This is a genomic window from Shewanella sp. SR1, from assembly GCF_020447145.1.
Classification (GTDB): Bacteria; Pseudomonadota; Gammaproteobacteria; order Enterobacterales; family Shewanellaceae; genus Shewanella; species Shewanella baltica.
The window spans coordinates 180,858-196,849 of sequence record NZ_JAJAEF010000006.1 but is presented as its reverse complement, the minus strand read 5'-3'; the positions used below and the strand labels follow the sequence as shown (position 1 = coordinate 196,849).

Sequence of the window (15,992 nt, the reverse complement as noted above, 5' to 3'; positions counted from 1 at the left end):
CATGGAAAATACTGCTTCGCAAACCTCAGTCGCCACAGGGAAACTGCCCGACAGTATTGCGCGTAAAGTCTTGCTCAAGGCGCTGGAAAGTCTGCCCCACGGTTGCTTGACCTTAGTTGAAGGTGACAAGAGCTATCGTTTTGGTGAGAGTCATACCGATTTACATGCCACGCTTGTGGTTAAACACCCCAGTTTTTATCGTCAAATAATGCTTTCAGGCTCCATTGGTGCGGGAGAAGGTTATATTCAAGGCCATTGGACAAGCCCAGATCTCACCAAAGTCGTGCAACTGTTTGCCCGCAATTTAGCCTTGCTCGATAAGATTGAAGCCAAATTTTCTTGGTTAACCGGCACGATAAACCGCGTGAAGCATGTGCTGAATCGTAACTCGCAGGAGGGCTCGAAGCGCAACATTCTGGCCCACTACGATTTGGGTAATGCCATGTACGAGCAGTTCCTCGACCGTGAAATGTTGTACTCGAGTGCGCTTTATCCCCATGAGGAAGCCAGTTTGCAGGAAGCACAGCTGTTTAAGCTGATGACTATCTGCGAACGACTCGATTTACAGCCCGGTCAAACCTTGCTTGAGATTGGTACTGGCTGGGGCGCACTGGCTATTTATGCGGCCAAGTACTATGGCGTGCACGTGACAACGACGACGATTTCAGATGCGCAATACGCCTATGCCAAAGCGCGCGTTGAAAGCGAAGGCCTGAGCGATAAAGTGACACTGCTGACCGAGGATTATCGCAATCTGACGGGGGAATACGACAGGGTTGTTTCTATCGAAATGATTGAAGCGGTAGGGCATGAATATTTACCGGGTTTCTTTAAAAAGCTGGAATCACTGTTAAAGCCCCATGGGCGTATGCTGCTTCAGGCGATAACGATTGCCGATCAACGTTACGACAGTTATCGCAAAAGTGTGGATTTTATTCAGCGCTATATTTTCCCCGGTGGCTGTTTACCTTCTGTCAGTCAAATGGTCGGTCATATTGCCAAACAGACGGACATGGTGGTCTGGTCGCTCAATGATATGGGGCTCGATTACGCTAAAACGCTGAGGCATTGGCATGAGAATTTCGATCATGCCGTGGGTGAAATCCAAACATTAGGTTATGGCGAAGACTTTATCCGCATGTGGAAATTCTACCTAAGCTATTGTGAAGGTGGATTTTTAGAACGCACCACAAGCACAGTGCATTTAGTTGCCGTACGTCCGGACTATCGCGTTCTAGGCAATGGTCAGCCTAGCTAGGCTGTTCCTGCGGCAATCCGGTTAGATTAGCCGTTGAGAGTAGTTCGTTTAGGTGCATCCGTTTAAATGAAATTGTCGCTGTAGTTGTAGCAAGATAAAAGTGAGGTAAAGATGAAGTCAATGTTAGCTAACTCTCGGCATCTGCCTAAACATCAGGGTTTTATTCTCTATAACGCCCTGAGTTTTCAGGCTGTGTGGTGGTCGAGTGTGCTTTGGCTTAACTTGTCACTGCTGCTAACTATACCTTTATTATTGCTTCACTTTATCCTGTTGTCCTCGTCTGGTAAGCGCCAGTATCGTCAGGCGGATTTACGATTAATGCTCAAGGTTGCCGCCCTAGGGATTGGCATTGACGCTGTGCTGTCGGTTTTAGGACTGTTCGAGTTTGCTGTCTTCCCTTGGTGGCTTGGCTGTTTATGGCTGCACTTTGGCTTGAGTTTGAATCATAGCTTAGCGTTTATGCGACCCTTACCGCTGATATTTCAGGCGTTACTCGGAGGAATATTTGGCACGTTAAGCTATGTCGCGGGCGCGCAGTTTAATGCGGTGACTTTGCCCTACGGCAATGTCATTTCTGCTGTGGTGTTATTTTTTGTTTGGCTAGTCTTGCTGCCATTTTTAATCCAACTTGCTAATCCCTATGGATTTAATCGAAGCACTAAGGCTCGCTCTTTTACTGTATTTGGACGTTAATTATTGAAATCTAGGAATTGAGTCCGGTTAAGTCATTTTTTAGTCAATACCTGTTGTAAGACATCATGCAGTCAAAGGGGATCCTATGTCGTCAGTTCGTAATCGCAGCTCAAATCTTGGTTTTTCATTTTTGAATTCAAGCTGCTTAAGTTTATTGGCGCTCAGTTTATTGACCGCACCTCTAAAAGCATTAGAGGCGAAAACGCCAGATTTTGAAAACATTACTATCGAGCTGAATGATGCCGCCGATGTGACGCAGACTTTTCAGGAAGTAGGGCGCGGAGAAATGGATTGGCTGTGGTTTAGTTTGTATAAGGCGAGACTGATGACGGTAAATGGCCGTTATCAACAGGGGCAATATCCTCTACTACTAGATATTGAATATTATCGAGATATAGAGTCTGAAGATCTGTTAGAAGCGACCAAGGATCAATGGCAGCATCTAGCGTTTGCCGAAAATGATATCCAGCGTTGGTTGAGTTTATTAACCGCCACTTGGCCCGATGTGAAGCAGGGCGACCATTTAAGTTTTAAGGTTATGGATGGGCAAACGAGTCAGTTTTTCTTTAATCATCAACCACTCGACATTATCCACGATGCTAATTTTGCTGATGCATTTTTAGCGATTTGGTTATCGAAAGACACTAGCCGTCCGAGTTTACGGGCGCAATTACTCGGAGAAAAACCATGCGATTGTTAACACGACTTATCGGTCAAAAGTTATTGTTAGGCCTAATAATGATAGGTCTGCTATCGAGTTGCTCATCGGTGGAAGTGACGGATTATAAAGATACTCATCCTACACTGGTGTTGGAATCATTCTTTAATGGGCCATTAAAAGCGTCTGGGATAGTGCATGATTTTAGTGGCAAAGTGATCCGCAAATTCAATGTCACTATGGAAGCCAGTTGGCAGGGAAACGAGGGCGTCATTAATGAATGGTTTGTTTATGATGATGGCGAAACTCAAACTCGTGTGTGGCGCATTAAAGCGCTAGGGGAAGGGCGATACTCTGGAACTGCAGGTGACATTATCGGCACCGCCGATGGTCAATCCAGTGGTAGTGCGCTACGTTGGAAATACGATATGTTATTACCCGTGGATGGCGATGAATACCAAGTTCATTTCGACGATTGGATGTTCTTAGTGAATGACAATACCATTATAAATCAGAGCGATATTATTAAGTTTGGCATCACAGTCGCCCAAGTGACTTTAGTGATCCAAAAATAACATGAGCTAATTTTTGCTTAGCTAAGCTTAATTACATTTATCTCAGCTTGTCTTGGATTCACTAGGTCTATTAAGGCTTACATGTTCATTAAGGCCTAAATTTTGATTGAGATTTAACTTGAGTTAAACAGTATAGCTTGACTAATAATTACCTTTTGTCTGCACTAAAGTATTCAGCTCAAACCAAAGTGGCAGCTAGGCATTTTTTGCTAGCGGCATAAAGTGATAAATATAAGAGTCATGTGGTGTAACTCATTGTTTATTATTTTAATTATTCCGAGTTTAAGTTGGTATAGATAAATGATTAAAAAACACTTAGTTCTATGGGGTGCCTTGCTGAGTTTGTCGTTAACGGCTTGTTCATCCTTTGATGTTATGTTTGAGGAACAAGCTGAGACAAAAGCCGATCCCTATCAACCTGCCAGCGATCCTATGGTGCAAGATAATGAACGTCGTATTCGAGATGCGAGGGAAGATGGTCGTTTAGAATCCGATTTTTTAAAACCTAGGTATCCGGTTAAGTTTAAATAAGAAGAGTGGGTTAGGGACTCGCTGCAGTCTCAATACTAAACCTCAAAAAGCATTGAGGATTAAGTATTGAGTTTGCTAGGGGAAAGGTGAAGAACTAGCCTGCTTGGCGACTGTTATCTATCGATTTTTTGTCATAATATTCAAACGGAAACAGATTACGGATCCTTTGCTTCACATTGTCACTCACGTTGGCAGAAATATGTAAGCGTACATCTCCAGATTTTTCAGCCCTAACAGTACACGTCAGTTTTTCTGCTTTAGCAATGTGGCGGCATTCCCGCTCGAAGCGCTCGGGGATCTTGCCTTTATGTTGAGTCATGCGGCCATCTTTAAAATGCATTTCAAAAATAGTCAGACCTTTCTTGCCACCAAATATCAGTTTGTAAACGAGAAATATACCAATAGCGACAAAAATGAGTTTGAAAATATCGGCTGTCATAACGCCTCCTATCTTATGTTTATAGGTCAAAGATACTCCTGAGTGACTTGTTTTAACAGTGCGCTAACACGCAATTTTGAATTGGCAATAAAATCATTCCCGCCTAGACTTAACAGGCTAAGGAAAAGTAACCCCTCAGTTAAGGAAAACGCCATGTACTTATCAAATGCAGATCGTTGGTCATTATTGTGTAAGAAGCAAATCGATGTTATCGAAAAACTTTCTGCGCAATTCCCCGAGAGAAAAGCACATCTTAGTGAGCTCACTCAAGGGTGGCGCCATGTTCAACATCAAGTTCAAGCCGGTGATAGGCCTATTCCACTCGAGCTAATTAAATAAGCGCGAGCTGCTTGATCTGATAGTTTGTATAAGAGCCCAAAGTCACTCAATGAGTGGCTTTTTTATATGGAGAGTATTGATGCTCTGTTTACGCAATTTATCGAGTACTTGAGTAAGGCGGGGTTCGATAGTGAGTTTTTTAGGGCAAGCAACACAAACTGCTGGTGTTGATGTAAGTCAGTTGCACTTTGCTTTGAACTAATTCAAATTTCAGATACAAAAAAGCCACTCATTGAGTGGCTTCGTTGTTTATATGGTGCCGGCACCAAGAGTCGAACTCGGGACCTACTGATTACAAGTCAGTTGCTCTACCAACTGAGCTATGCCGGCTAAATTGTGGTGCCCGAACCCGGAATCGAACCAGGGACACGAGGATTTTCAATCCTCTGCTCTACCGACTGAGCTATTCGGGCAACTAACTAAGCGTTAGTTAACTACTTCAAACTAAGTCGTAAAGACCTTGTTCGTTCGAAGTGCGCGTATAATATAGTGCTCGCTTTGGCTGTGCAAGCCCTTTTTAAATGACTGATTAACTATTAAACAAAAATCGAACATTTATTTGATTCTTCCACTTTACTCATATTGAGTCGCTGAAAGTTTCAGCATTTTAGTGATGATAGCCTTGCCTTTAGACTGATAAGGTTAACTTCAGTGCTCGTTTAATCTGTGTTTTAAGAAAGAAAATTAACGCTTAAGGCATTTTATGTATGCGAAGGGGAGGGGAATATCGTCTGATGGCGAAGTTTAGTGAGTGTTACGGTACTTTTGTCGACAGCAGATTTTGGTTTATAAGTTTGTCTGCAACTATGATTTTGAACTGGCATGAATTGAACGACCAAAAGTCGAGTTCAGGACCTACTGGTATTATCGAGAGTAAGTCAGTTGCGATTGACCACAGGCTTTGTTGTTTGAATCATTCAATTTTCAGATACAAAAAATCTACTCATTGAGTGGCTTCGTTGTTTATATGGTGCCGGCACCAAGAGTCGAGTTCAGGACCTACTGGTTTATCGAGAGTAAGTCAGTTGCGGTGACCAAAGGCTTTGCAGTTGCTCAAATTATTTAAATTTCAAATACAAAAAAGCCACTCATTGAGTGGCTTCGTTGTTTATATGGTGCCGGCACCAAGAGTCGAACTCGGGACCTACTGATTACAAGTCAGTTGCTCTACCAACTGAGCTATGCCGGCTAAACTTTTACTGCAAAATAATGGTGCCCGAACCCGGAATCGAACCAGGGACACGAGGATTTTCAATCCTCTGCTCTACCGACTGAGCTATTCGGGCAACTAAACTGAGCGTTAGTTAACTACTTTGAACTCGCTAGCTGAGCCATCTCGTTCGAAGTGCGGCTATATTAGCTAGTGAGTTTCACCTCTGCAAGTGCTTTTTCCCAATAAATAACTCGTTCGGCGGTTTAATGTGCATCTTGGCTGTTTTTTATCTCTTATTCTGTGAATTCAGGTCAATTTCATTCGTTGACTGTATTTTTCAAGTCAGGGGGATGCTGATGTTTACTATAGATTTGTGCTCATAAATCCTAATTTTCGGCTTACTTTCTAAAATTTAGAAAGATATGAGCGATTTTTACTTATTTTAGTTTTTAAAATTAGACTTATGATAATGAATATTATTTCATGGATGGCATGAAGAAAACGCGAATACGGAGTCGCAGTATGTTTCGAAATAGTAAGTTGGCTTATGGGATAACCGCAATTGTGACTCATTGGCTGAGTGCGATCGTCGTCATTGGGTTGTTTACGGTAGGTGTGTGGATGGTGGAGTTAACCTACTACAGCGCGTGGTACAAGACAGCGCCACATCTACATAAGAGCGTCGGGATTTTACTCTTGGCAGTGACGTTATTCCGTCTGTTGTGGCGCTTAGTGAATCCTAAACCCGTACCAGAGGCGAATCATAAGCCTTGGGAGAGGCTGGCTGCTCATATTGCGCATTTAGCTATTTATGTATTGCTGCTGGTGATCATGTGTGCCGGCATTCTTATTTCAACGGCAGAAGGCCGTGGAATTATGGTGTTTGACTGGTTTGAACTACCAGGATTTGGACCTTTTTTTGAAAACCAAGCTGATATAGCAGGCGATATCCACCAATACGCAGCTTATAGCTTAATCGCACTCGTGGTAATCCACGCTGCAGGTGCGTTAAAGCATCACTTTATCGATAAAGACGCAACTTTACTCAAAATGATTAAATTTAATCGAGGATAATACAATGAAAAAGCAACTGTTAAGCGCACTGATTGGTGCATCTCTATTGGCTCCGATGGCGGCTTCAGCGGCGGACTATGTCATTGACCGTGAAGGAGCACATGCCTCTATTACTTTCAAAGTGAGTCACTTAGGTTATAGCTATGTCGTTGGTCGCTTTAATGATTTTAGCGGTGACTTTAGCTATGACGCGGCTAAACCCACTGCGGCTAAAGTGAATGTGAAAGTAAATACGCTTAGTGTGGATTCAAACCACGCCGAGCGTGACAAGCATATTCGTAGCGCCGATTTCCTAAACACGAGTAAGTTTGCGCAAGCGACGTTTACCTCAACCACAGTTGAAGATAAAGGTAATGGCGACTTAGTGATTAACGGCAACTTAACCTTAAATGGTGTCACTAAGCCATTAGCGATCAATGCCCATGCAGTGGGCGAAGGTCAAGATCCTTGGGGTGGCTACCGTGCAGGTTTTACGGGCACAACCACGTTTGCGATGAAAGATTTCGGTATCAAAATGGATTTAGGCCCAGCATCAAGCCATGTTGAGTTAGATCTTGTGGTTGAAGGCGTGCGTAAGTAACGCTCAGTTATTCTTCACGAGATGAATAAACAAAAAGCGCCGAAAGGCGCTTTTTGTAAGCTTTATCGTTAAGTGAACGACAAAAATTAATCTTGGTCTTTTTCAGGCACAAAACCTTCAATTTCTACTTCTTTACCTTCAAAGAGGAAAGAGGTCATTTGTTCTTCAAGAAACTTACGATCATCAACATTCATCATGTTGAGTTTCTTTTCGTTAATCAGCATGGTTTGCTTTTTTTGCCATAGGCCCCAAGCTTCTTTGCTGATGTTATCAAAAATGCGCTTACCTAAATCACCTGGATACAGTTGAAAGTCTAGGCCGTCGGCTTCTTTATTTAAATATACGCAATTGACTGTACGCGCCATGATTATTCCTTACTGACTGCGGATTGAACGAGTGATCCCAAATTGGCTAGCACGCGCTCGGTGGCGGCGGCGAGTCCCACTTTGGAAGGATGACTTATGTTATACCAGAGTGACTGGTTTTGTTCCATGACAGCGCCCACGCTCTCTTTATTGCCGTGGGTGTTATCTAAATTAAGCATCATGGGCTGAATATCTAAATGGAAGTGGCTAAACGTGTGCCTAAAGCCAGTTAGCCATTCGAGTGGTTGCCCAGCAAACCCTTGCTCTTCAAGATGAGTTTCAAGGGCGGCTTGGGTGGCAAACTCAGGGAAACACCAAAGTCCGCCCCAAATTCCCGCTGGCGGACGTTTAGCTAAAAACACTTGATTGTCTTGCATTAGCACTAACATCCACGCCGCTTTGGTCGGTATGGTTTTTTTAGGCTTCTTGCCGGGGAAATCGGTTTGTCTGCCAATCAGCTGAGCTTTGCAATCAATCGCCACAGGGCAAGCGGCGCAGTTAGGTTTGCTACGAGTGCAAATACTGGCGCCGATATCCATCATGGCTTGATTATATTTCTGAATATCTTGCTGCGGCGTATACGTGTCAGTTAGCTGCCAAAGCTGCGCTTCGACCGTTTTTTGCCCCGGCCAACCTGCTATAGCGCCGTGTCTTGCTAACACGCGTTTGACGTTACCGTCGAGGATTGGGTGATGCTGCCCAAGTGACAGTGACAATACCGCGCCTGCTGTTGAGCGACCAATGCCAGGCAGCGCAAGTACTTGCTCAAAATCCGTTGGAAATAATCCCTGATAATCGTCGCGGATCATCTTGGCTGCTTTATGTAGATTACGCGCTCTAGCGTAATACCCAAGACCAGTCCAATGATGCAACACCTCATCATCTGGCGCGTTAGCAAGTGCTAACACATCGGGGAAACGCGCCATAAATTTAAGGTAATAGGGAATTACAGTCGCAACCTGAGTTTGTTGCAGCATGATTTCAGAAACCCATACGCTATATGGGGTTTTATCTTGCTGCCAAGGGAGGGTTTTACGACCGTGATTGTCGTACCAAGAGACGATACGTGTAGCGAAGGAGGCTGTAGATTTCATCGGCGCAGTGTAGCGGCAGTTATCTTCTTAGACAAGCTCAAAGACAAGTGGATAAGGGCTAAAAAGCCGAAAATCACTGCTAAATTCGCACTCTCAAATAATCTTGGTATACTTTCGCCCCATTAGTGCTTGCACTGTATGTTGAACTTTGGATAATGCCCTTCTTTTATGATGGTGCTGTCCACTAGACGAGGCAAAAATGAGCGAAGTCACTACCGCTGAATTTAATGAAGAAGGCAAGTATCTGCGTAAGATCAGAAGCTTTGTCCTAAGAGAAGGTCGCTTAACTAAAGGCCAAGCCCAAGCTATTGAAAGCCAGTGGCCAACAATGGGCTTAGATTACAGCCCAACGCCATTGGTTCTGAGCGACGTTTTTGGCCGTGAAGCCGATACTGTGCTGGAAATTGGCTTTGGCATGGGCGCCTCTTTAGTGCAAATGGCTAAAGACGCACCAGAGCAAAATTTTATTGGTATTGAAGTGCATAAACCGGGTGTCGGTTCTTGCTTAAGCGATGCCGCCATCGCGGGTGTGACTAATTTACGTGTGTATCACCATGATGCCATGGAAGTATTAGAACATGCGATTGCCGACGGTTCATTGGCCCGAGTGCAATTGTTTTTCCCCGATCCTTGGCATAAGAAACGTCATCATAAGCGTCGTATCGTACAAGCTGAATTTGCTGAACTGATCCGCCGCAAGCTAAAAATTGGCGGCGTGTTCCATATGGCAACCGATTGGGAAGAATACAGCGAGCACATGTTGGAAGTGATGCAAGCGGCTCCTGGTTATCAAAACCAGTCGAGTGACGGCACTGTGGTGCCACGTCCTGATCATCGCCCACTGACAAAGTTTGAAGCCCGCGGCCATAGATTGGGTCACGGTGTATGGGATCTGATGTTTGAGCGTATCGCTTAATCTAGATATTTCAATTGATTAATTAGTTTTTTAACACAACGGGGAAAGTCACTATGGCAACTAATCGTAGCCGTCGTTTACGTAAGAAAATGCGCGTTGATGAATTCCAAGAGTTAGGTTTTGATATGGCTTGGACTTTTGATGCATCTGTATCAGAAGCCGATATCGATGCAACAGTGGATAAATTCATCGATGAAGTGATCGAAACCCGTAAGTTAGGTTTCCATGGCGGCGGTCACATCGAATGGGAAGGCATTATCGCAACCCAAACGATCGGCAAATGTACCGAAGAAGATATTGCTGCAGTTAAGGCATTCTGGGCGAACCAAAAAGTTTCTCAGGTTGAAGTTAGCGAACTGTACGACATTTGGTGGGGTTAATGCCCGAGTTGGCATTACTTGAGGAAGTGGTCGAGAAAGTTCGACCCTTGCTCGGCCAAGGAAAGGTTGCAGATTACATCCCCGCACTGGCCAGCGTTGATGCTGGCAAAATAGGCATTGCCGTCACAACCGTTGATGGTGAAACCTTAGGTGCGGGCGATTACCTTGAGCCGTTTTCGATTCAAAGTATCTCCAAAGTTTTCAGCTTAACCTTAGCGTTAACTTTATATGAAGAAGCCGAAATTTGGAGCCGAGTTGGCAAAGAACCTTCGGGCCATTCATTCAACTCTTTAGTACAAGTCGAGTTAGAACGTGGCAAGCCGCGTAATCCATTTATCAATGCTGGCGCGTTAGTGATTGCTGACTTATTGCAGAGTCGTTTAGGTGCGCCTAAACACAGAATGCTCGAGTTAGTCAGGCAACTAAGCCAAAACGATAAGGTTAGTTTCGACAAACAAGTGGCCGACTCAGAATATCAGCACAGTGCGCGCAATGCGGCGATTGCTTATTTGATGAAGTCCTTTGGTAATTTTCAAGGCGATGTCGATACTGTGCTGCGCACGTATTTTCATTATTGCGCCTTGAAGATGAATTGTGCTGACTTGTCTAAGGCCATGTTGTACTTGGCTAATCGCGGCAAAAGCATAACGGGGTCTGAGCTTATCTCTCAGGTGCAAACTCGGCAGCTTAATGCCCTGTTGGCGACCTCGGGCCTATACGATGGTGCGGGTGAGTTTGCCTATCGTGTTGGTATGCCTGGTAAAAGTGGCGTCGGTGGCGGCATCATTGCCGTTATTCCAGGGGAACTGTCGATTTGTGTTTGGTCGCCAGAACTCGATGGCAATGGCAACTCACTTGCGGGCACTGCGATGCTTGAGCATCTAAGTCAGCGTCTCGGTCGTTCTATTTTCTAGTCTTATCTCTCGTTTTTATTAGCACTATCAGACTAAATGTTAGCGAATTTCGCTAATGACCTTTTAGTGCTAACTTTAAAAAATTCAACACAATCAAATTGTTATAAAGTTGGCACGTCTCCTGCTATAAGCTATTCAGTAGTTTAGGTTTATCGAATTATTCAGATTAAAGGACGAACAAAAATGAAATTAAATAAGTTATTAACTGGATTTGCATTATCTGGCGTGATTTTAGGAACATCTAGTGTGCAGCTGGCGCAAGCACAAACAGAGCCAAAAATAGATGAACGCTGTGAAGTTTCCTTAAATTATGACGTTATGGTTGAGCCTAAAAAATTAGTCATGAGCGAGAAGGGCACAGAAAAGTATCGTATCGAAGTTGACAAGTTATTTGTGGAAGGTAAGCAAGTTAACTTAACCGACAAGCAGAAAAAATTGGTTACTCAATATGCCGATGAAGTTTCGACTCAAGTGCCAGAAGTGATTGAACTGGTGAATGAGGCAGTATCTCTTGCTTCCAAAGCGGTTGGTATGGCCTTAACACCTTTAATGGGTGATGCCGCTGGTGCAAAATTTGATGAAATGATGGCTGGCGTTCAAAAACGGGTTGATTCAGTGGCTTACAAGAATGGTGATAGCTTCTATTTAGGGGCGACTGAAGACTCGATGCAAAGTACATTTAACGATGAATTCGAGCAGGAAATGGAACAAATTGTCCAGAATTCAATTGGCGCAATTATGATGAACTTAGGTGGCCAAATCATGTCTGGTGGCGGTGAAAATTTTGAAGCCAAGATGGATACCTTCTCCAAAAAAATGGACAATTTAGGCCAAGATATTGAGCAACAAGTTGAGAGCCAATCTAAGGGATTAGAAGCTAAGGCTGACCGTTTGTGCGACCGATTTGAAAATCTGTTAGTGCTTGAAAATCAATTGCGCCAAGAAGTGCCTGAACTAGCACCTTATGTGTTGACACAAAACTCAACCAAGGAACTGCGTGAATAGTTCTTGCGAATCGCCCTTAGTTTTAACTGCAATAACTTCTATCTCCTTGTGCATGAGTCAAACTTGAATGCTACGCCCCTAGTCAATTTATCGACTAGGGGCTTTTTTATTGGCTACGGTTTAATCGTGGTGACAATCGTTATGGCTAAGTTGATGTGGCTTATAGGCTAGGCTTGCAGCGATTTAGTTCGGAATGTTACAGTCTAGAGACGAATATTTGGTATACTCTTAAAATATAATTAAAAGCTGGCATATCAGTCAGATATAACCCCCTACTTTAGTGGACTTTTTCGGTCTAAATCTCTGCGTTATATCATTTTGATGCGAGATATCAATGCTATGGTTATTTTTAAGCGATGATTACGCTAACCATAGCTGCTCACCGAAAGTTAATATCATTGTCGTAAACAGCTTAAGGCGACTTCCATGTTAGAACTGTTAGAACCTATTGCGATTTTTACTCATGTGGCCAGAGCAGGTAGTTTTAGTGCCGCCGCAAGAAGGCTTGGGATCTCTAAGTCTAAGGTCAGTACACAAGTCGCCGATCTTGAACATAGACTTGGTGTTCAATTAATTCAACGTACCACCCGCAGCTTAAGTCTGACTGAAGCAGGGCATTTGCTGTATCTGCAAGGTGAAGAACTGCTGCGTGACGCTGAACAAGCGATAGCCAGCGTGCATAACTTAAATGATGCGACCCGCGGCGTGCTTAAGGTGGGGATTTCCCAATCCTTTGGAGTGATGCATATCATTCCTGCGTTGCCATCTTTTATGGCAAAACATCCTGAGCTTGAGCTACAAGTGAGCTTACTGGACCATAAAGTGGATGTCGTGAGCGAAGGCTTAGACTTACTGTTAACTATGTCTGAGCAATTACCGCTTGGCATGGTTGCTAGACCTCTGATGAAGTGTCAATTCCTGTTAGTTGCTTCGCCTGGCTATATTGCTCAACATGGCGAGCCAACTCGACCTGAGCAGCTAGTTGACCACAACTGTTTGGTCTATCAAGGCGAGTGGCACGAGCACAGCATGTGGCAATTTAAGAAGGGTGATGACTACTGTGAAATTGGCGTATCGGGTAATTTCAGGGTGGATAATGCGCCTGCATTAAAATCTGCTGCAATCAGTGGTCTTGGGGTTGTGTATCTTGCGAGTTATCTGATGGAAGATGAAATTGCCAAAGGGACATTAGTGCCTTTACTGAAGGATTGGCAATTGACCCACCATCTGCCATTGCAGGCGGTTTATCCCCGTCGTAAGCACTTAGCACCTAAGGTCAGTTCTTTTATCGAATTCATCAAAGATCACATAGGAACGCTACCGTATTGGGATGCTCCCTATGTCGAATTATTCAGTAAACGTCAGTAAAATAGGAAACATTGTTCTCAAAAGCAGTCTTATGTGGTTTTAAATTGAAGGCGCACTTTTATGGTTATTTAAAATCAATACTTTAGATTGAGTTGATGAGTACATTTGTTGATGGTTTTTTAGGGTGTTCTAAAGCACTTTTTTATAACATCCTTGAACTCTGTTCTTAATTGAATACAATGGTAACAGTTGATTCGGAATGATCTGAGTCCTATACGTTTATTGGAAATGACCCCTTTCAATTTTTGTATACAGGTCGGCGTTAATGCAGTTTTGGATCACAGCCAACAGAAGTTTGAGAACTAAAACAATGTTGGCTCTTTAAACCATCATCCTAGTTTTTGGTTTACCTCAGCCTTATCGCTGAGGTAATTTTTTATTGATGGTTTGTGCAGCCTTGGGCAAGCGTTTTGTCTCCCTGTACCCTAAAGTCGCAACTGTGTGTTAAGTGTGTGAAGGCGAGTGCTAGAGCATAAATTAATACAACAAATATAGTGACCCACAGAGAGAAGGGTTCTGTTATCTAACGGGATAATGGTACCAATAAAAAAGCCACTTTCGAGTGGCTTTTTTATTGGGCGTAGCTATCTATGTCGCTTTAGTCGTGAAGCAGGTTAACAATGCTTCACGGCTAGGCATTAAGGCATTAAAACATTAGGGTATTAGGCCTTTTTCTTGCTGGCTATCCAGAGATCGACTTGTTGCTCTAACACATCCAGCGGTAATGCGCCGTTAGCAAGTACTAGCGTATGGAAGTCGCGGATATCAAATTGACTGCCAAGCTGTTGCTCTGCTTTATGTCTGAGTTCCAGCAGCTTAATCATGCCCACTTTATAGGCTGTCGCTTGTGATGGCATAACGATATGGCGTTCAACCATTTTCACCGCATCCGATTTAGCATTGGGCGTATTATCCACGTAATAGGCAATGCCTTGCTCTCGGGTCCACTTTTTAGCGTGGATACCAGTATCAACGACTAAGCGACATGCACGCCACAGTTCCATTGCTAGACGACCAAAGTCAGAATAGGGATCGGCGTAGAGTCCCATTTCTTTCGGGAAAGATTCGCTATATAAACCCCAGCCCTCAATATACGCGGTATAGCCACCAAATTTGCGGAACTTAGGAATATTTTGCAGCTCTTGGGAAATGGCGATCTGCATGTGATGACCCGGAATACCTTCGTGGTAGGCCAGCGCCTCCATTTGGTATTTCGGCATGGCTTTCATGTCATATAGGTTTGCATAGTAGCTACCTGGACGCGAGCCATCCGGCGCAGGTTGCTCATAGAAGGCTTTACCCGCGGATTTGTCTCTAAAGGCTTCAACCTGTTTCACTATCATGGCGGCCTTAGGTTTTACTTTGAACACTTCATCTAAGCGCGATTTCATATTGTCGATGAGCTTAGTCGCCTCAGCTAAATAGGCGGCTTTGCCTGCGGCAGTATTGGGGTAGTAGAACTGGGGATCGTCACGCATGAAGCTAAAGAATTGCTGTAAATCGCCTTTAAAATTGACCTTCTTCATAATGGCGCGCATTTCATTATGGATACGTTCCACCTCAGAAAGGCCTAAGTCATGGATTTGATCAGCGGTCATATTTGTGGTGGTAGTGCGGGCCAAAGCATTGTTGTAGAAGGCATCGCCGTTAGGGAGTTTCCACGCACCATCGCGGTCGTCAGCTCTGGTTGCTAAGGTTTTGATGTAACTGATGAGCTTGTTATAGGCGGGCTCGACTTGAGTTACTAGTGCATGCTCAGCCTGTTTAAGCAGTGCTTGCTTTTCCGTTTCTTTAATCGCTAATGCGTTCACTTTACGGCGAAAATCTGCGAGTAGCGCGCTATCGTCGCCCTTATTAAAAGGCGCACCTTTGATGATGTTTTGGCTGTCTGAAATCACATAAGCGAATACAAACTTAGGCGCAATAATGCCTTTATCTGCGCGGACTTCTAACACTGTCTGTAATTGACTTAAACGTTTGGGCACGCCATTTAAGCGGCTGATATAGGCCTTGGCATCGCTGACATCTGTGATTTGATGTTGGTTAATCAAGAAGGAGGCGATCATAGAGTGGCCGCCATACATCTGATTCACAGGATAATTATGGTAGCGCCATTGGTCATCTTCGATGTCATTTTGCAGATTTTGTTTGAGTAAGGTGAGGCTGAGGTTTGTTTGTGGATCGAGTTTGGCCGCATCAATCAGATTGACCTGCGCCAGTTGTTTTTTCGTGCGCGCTAGGGCTTTATCATCGGCGGCATCACCCAGTTCATCCCATTTATCATAGTCTTGCTTGATCCCCATATAGGTTTGCGAAATGGGGCTCGCCATGATGTTTTCCATGAAGATGGTTTCGAACAACGCATTGGCTTTGTCTGACTCGGTTTGCACCACTGCATTCACAGGTTCGGTTGCACTGTGTAAGGCTGGCGAAGTTGATGCAGCATACGCGGGAATGGTCAGCAGAGCTGAAAGGGTCAGTGCGACTAAGCTGATTTTAGTTTTTATTGGCATGATCAGGCTTCCTGGATTGAGTTGCATCAATTCTAAAGAAGCTGGACAAGAATGTATGGATATTAATGTTAGAAAATGTGTTAGCAGTAATAGTATTAAACTGCACTATTTACCACTAACACATTATTTATATAGCT

General features: G+C 43.9%; 17 protein-coding genes and 4 tRNA genes. 13 read left to right on the top strand and 8 right to left on the bottom strand.

Annotation, left to right across the window (positions count from 1 at the left end):
- Position 1: 1 nt before the first annotated feature.
- From KV201_RS07890 to KV201_RS07870, 5 genes are all read left to right on the top strand, one after another.
- Positions 2 to 1,258 carry a cyclopropane-fatty-acyl-phospholipid synthase family protein gene (locus KV201_RS07890; protein ID WP_226058989.1) on the top strand — a complete coding sequence of 419 codons (1,257 nt, stop codon included), beginning with the start codon at positions 2 to 4 and terminating at the stop codon, positions 1,256 to 1,258.
- A gap of 111 nt (positions 1,259 to 1,369) precedes the next feature.
- Positions 1,370 to 1,951 carry a DUF2878 domain-containing protein gene (locus tag KV201_RS07885; protein ID WP_226058988.1) on the top strand — a complete coding sequence of 194 codons (582 nt, stop codon included), beginning with the start codon at positions 1,370 to 1,372 and terminating at the stop codon, positions 1,949 to 1,951.
- Positions 1,952 to 2,036: 85 nt separating this feature from the next.
- Positions 2,037 to 2,651 carry a chalcone isomerase family protein gene (locus tag KV201_RS07880; RefSeq protein WP_226058987.1) on the top strand — a complete coding sequence of 205 codons (615 nt, stop codon included), beginning with the start codon at positions 2,037 to 2,039 and terminating at the stop codon, positions 2,649 to 2,651.
- The gene (locus tag KV201_RS07875; RefSeq protein ID WP_107946882.1) at positions 2,639 to 3,184 is read left to right on the top strand and encodes a DUF3833 domain-containing protein; all 546 of its coding nucleotides are present in this window, start codon (positions 2,639 to 2,641) and stop codon (positions 3,182 to 3,184) included. The genes KV201_RS07880 and KV201_RS07875 overlap by 13 nt, the downstream gene beginning before the upstream one ends.
- Before the next feature lie 300 nt (positions 3,185 to 3,484).
- Entirely contained in the window at positions 3,485 to 3,715 is a 231-nt protein-coding gene (locus KV201_RS07870) for a hypothetical protein (protein WP_006082537.1), read from the top strand.
- 94 nt (positions 3,716 to 3,809) lie between these two features.
- Here the strand turns inward: KV201_RS07870 and KV201_RS07865 are convergent, their stop codons facing one another.
- Entirely contained in the window at positions 3,810 to 4,154 is a 345-nt protein-coding gene (locus KV201_RS07865; RefSeq protein ID WP_006082536.1) for a DUF3634 family protein, read from the bottom strand.
- 153 nt (positions 4,155 to 4,307) lie between these two features.
- On the opposite strand from KV201_RS07865, the gene KV201_RS07860 reads away from it, so the two are divergent.
- Complete coding sequence (locus KV201_RS07860) at positions 4,308 to 4,493, top strand: hypothetical protein (RefSeq protein WP_226058986.1); 186 nt, start codon at positions 4,308 to 4,310, stop codon at positions 4,491 to 4,493.
- A 254-nt stretch (positions 4,494 to 4,747) separates the two neighbouring features.
- Here the strand turns inward: KV201_RS07860 and KV201_RS07855 are convergent.
- The 4 genes from KV201_RS07855 to KV201_RS07840 form a co-directional block, all read right to left on the bottom strand.
- Positions 4,748 to 4,823 (bottom strand) — tRNA-Thr (locus KV201_RS07855).
- Positions 4,824 to 4,830: 7 nt separating this feature from the next.
- Positions 4,831 to 4,906 (bottom strand) — tRNA-Phe (locus KV201_RS07850).
- A gap of 700 nt (positions 4,907 to 5,606) precedes the next feature.
- Positions 5,607 to 5,682, bottom strand: a tRNA-Thr gene (locus tag KV201_RS07845).
- A gap of 21 nt (positions 5,683 to 5,703) precedes the next feature.
- Positions 5,704 to 5,779 (bottom strand) — tRNA-Phe (locus KV201_RS07840).
- A 389-nt stretch (positions 5,780 to 6,168) separates the two neighbouring features.
- On the opposite strand from KV201_RS07840, the gene KV201_RS07835 reads away from it, so the two are divergent.
- Together KV201_RS07835 and KV201_RS07830 are read left to right on the top strand one after the other, a co-directional pair.
- On the top strand, positions 6,169 to 6,720 hold the full coding sequence (locus KV201_RS07835) for a cytochrome b (RefSeq protein WP_226058985.1): 552 nt from the start codon (positions 6,169 to 6,171) through the stop codon (positions 6,718 to 6,720).
- Between the two features lie 4 nt (positions 6,721 to 6,724).
- Complete coding sequence (locus tag KV201_RS07830) at positions 6,725 to 7,300, top strand: YceI family protein (protein WP_011847378.1); 576 nt, start codon at positions 6,725 to 6,727, stop codon at positions 7,298 to 7,300.
- A gap of 86 nt (positions 7,301 to 7,386) precedes the next feature.
- Here the strand turns inward: KV201_RS07830 and KV201_RS07825 are convergent, their stop codons facing one another.
- Both KV201_RS07825 and mutY read right to left on the bottom strand, forming a co-directional pair.
- Positions 7,387 to 7,665, bottom strand: coding sequence for an oxidative damage protection protein (locus tag KV201_RS07825; RefSeq protein WP_006082532.1), 279 nt, complete (start codon positions 7,663 to 7,665; stop codon positions 7,387 to 7,389).
- 2 nt (positions 7,666 to 7,667) lie between these two features.
- Positions 7,668 to 8,759, bottom strand: coding sequence for an A/G-specific adenine glycosylase (gene mutY / locus KV201_RS07820; protein ID WP_226058984.1), 1,092 nt, complete (start codon positions 8,757 to 8,759; stop codon positions 7,668 to 7,670).
- Positions 8,760 to 8,958: 199 nt separating this feature from the next.
- Between mutY and trmB the strand changes: the two genes are divergently transcribed.
- The 5 genes from trmB to KV201_RS07795 all read left to right on the top strand — a co-directional run bounded on the left by trmB (position 8,959) and on the right by KV201_RS07795 (position 13,342).
- A complete protein-coding gene (gene trmB, locus KV201_RS07815; protein ID WP_011847376.1) occupies positions 8,959 to 9,675 on the top strand; it encodes a tRNA (guanosine(46)-N7)-methyltransferase TrmB in 717 nt (238 codons plus the stop codon).
- Between the two features lie 53 nt (positions 9,676 to 9,728).
- On the top strand, positions 9,729 to 10,055 hold the full coding sequence (locus KV201_RS07810) for a YggL family protein (protein ID WP_006082529.1): 327 nt from the start codon (positions 9,729 to 9,731) through the stop codon (positions 10,053 to 10,055).
- Positions 10,055 to 10,969, top strand: a complete 915-nt coding sequence (gene glsB / locus KV201_RS07805) for a glutaminase B (RefSeq protein WP_226058983.1) — start codon at positions 10,055 to 10,057, stop codon at positions 10,967 to 10,969. The genes KV201_RS07810 and glsB overlap by 1 nt, the downstream gene beginning before the upstream one ends.
- Positions 10,970 to 11,152: 183 nt before the next feature.
- Positions 11,153 to 11,974, top strand: a complete 822-nt coding sequence (locus KV201_RS07800; protein WP_173497617.1) for a YggN family protein — start codon at positions 11,153 to 11,155, stop codon at positions 11,972 to 11,974.
- Positions 11,975 to 12,400: 426 nt separating this feature from the next.
- A complete protein-coding gene (locus KV201_RS07795) occupies positions 12,401 to 13,342 on the top strand; it encodes a LysR family transcriptional regulator (protein ID WP_226058982.1) in 942 nt (313 codons plus the stop codon).
- 662 nt (positions 13,343 to 14,004) lie between these two features.
- On the opposite strand, the gene KV201_RS07790 is transcribed toward KV201_RS07795, so the two are convergent.
- Positions 14,005 to 15,855 carry a DUF885 family protein gene (locus tag KV201_RS07790; protein WP_226058981.1) on the bottom strand — a complete coding sequence of 617 codons (1,851 nt, stop codon included), beginning with the start codon at positions 15,853 to 15,855 and terminating at the stop codon, positions 14,005 to 14,007.
- Between the last annotated feature and the right edge of the window lie 137 nt (positions 15,856 to 15,992).

Bases quoted from the DNA above. Each gene is read 5' to 3' on its own strand.
- KV201_RS07875 (WP_107946882.1), top strand. From the start codon at position 2,639: ATGCGATTGTTAACACGACTTATCGGTCAAAAGTTATTGTTAGGCCTA.
- KV201_RS07880 (WP_226058987.1), top strand. From the start codon at position 2,037: ATGTCGTCAGTTCGTAATCGCAGCTCAAATCTTGGTTTTTCATTTTTG.
- KV201_RS07825 (WP_006082532.1), bottom strand. From the start codon at position 7,665: ATGGCGCGTACAGTCAATTGCGTATATTTAAATAAAGAAGCCGACGGC.
- mutY (WP_226058984.1), bottom strand. From the start codon at position 8,759: ATGAAATCTACAGCCTCCTTCGCTACACGTATCGTCTCTTGGTACGAC.
- KV201_RS07870 (WP_006082537.1), top strand. From the start codon at position 3,485: ATGATTAAAAAACACTTAGTTCTATGGGGTGCCTTGCTGAGTTTGTCG.
- KV201_RS07800 (WP_173497617.1), top strand. From the start codon at position 11,153: ATGAAATTAAATAAGTTATTAACTGGATTTGCATTATCTGGCGTGATT.
- KV201_RS07860 (WP_226058986.1), top strand. From the start codon at position 4,308: ATGTACTTATCAAATGCAGATCGTTGGTCATTATTGTGTAAGAAGCAA.
- KV201_RS07790 (WP_226058981.1), bottom strand. From the start codon at position 15,855: ATGCCAATAAAAACTAAAATCAGCTTAGTCGCACTGACCCTTTCAGCT.
- KV201_RS07890 (WP_226058989.1), top strand. From the start codon at position 2: ATGGAAAATACTGCTTCGCAAACCTCAGTCGCCACAGGGAAACTGCCC.
- KV201_RS07830 (WP_011847378.1), top strand. From the start codon at position 6,725: ATGAAAAAGCAACTGTTAAGCGCACTGATTGGTGCATCTCTATTGGCT.
- KV201_RS07795 (WP_226058982.1), top strand. From the start codon at position 12,401: ATGTTAGAACTGTTAGAACCTATTGCGATTTTTACTCATGTGGCCAGA.
- glsB (WP_226058983.1), top strand. From the start codon at position 10,055: ATGCCCGAGTTGGCATTACTTGAGGAAGTGGTCGAGAAAGTTCGACCC.
- trmB (WP_011847376.1), top strand. From the start codon at position 8,959: ATGAGCGAAGTCACTACCGCTGAATTTAATGAAGAAGGCAAGTATCTG.
- KV201_RS07885 (WP_226058988.1), top strand. From the start codon at position 1,370: ATGAAGTCAATGTTAGCTAACTCTCGGCATCTGCCTAAACATCAGGGT.
- KV201_RS07865 (WP_006082536.1), bottom strand. From the start codon at position 4,154: ATGACAGCCGATATTTTCAAACTCATTTTTGTCGCTATTGGTATATTT.
- KV201_RS07810 (WP_006082529.1), top strand. From the start codon at position 9,729: ATGGCAACTAATCGTAGCCGTCGTTTACGTAAGAAAATGCGCGTTGAT.
- KV201_RS07835 (WP_226058985.1), top strand. From the start codon at position 6,169: ATGTTTCGAAATAGTAAGTTGGCTTATGGGATAACCGCAATTGTGACT.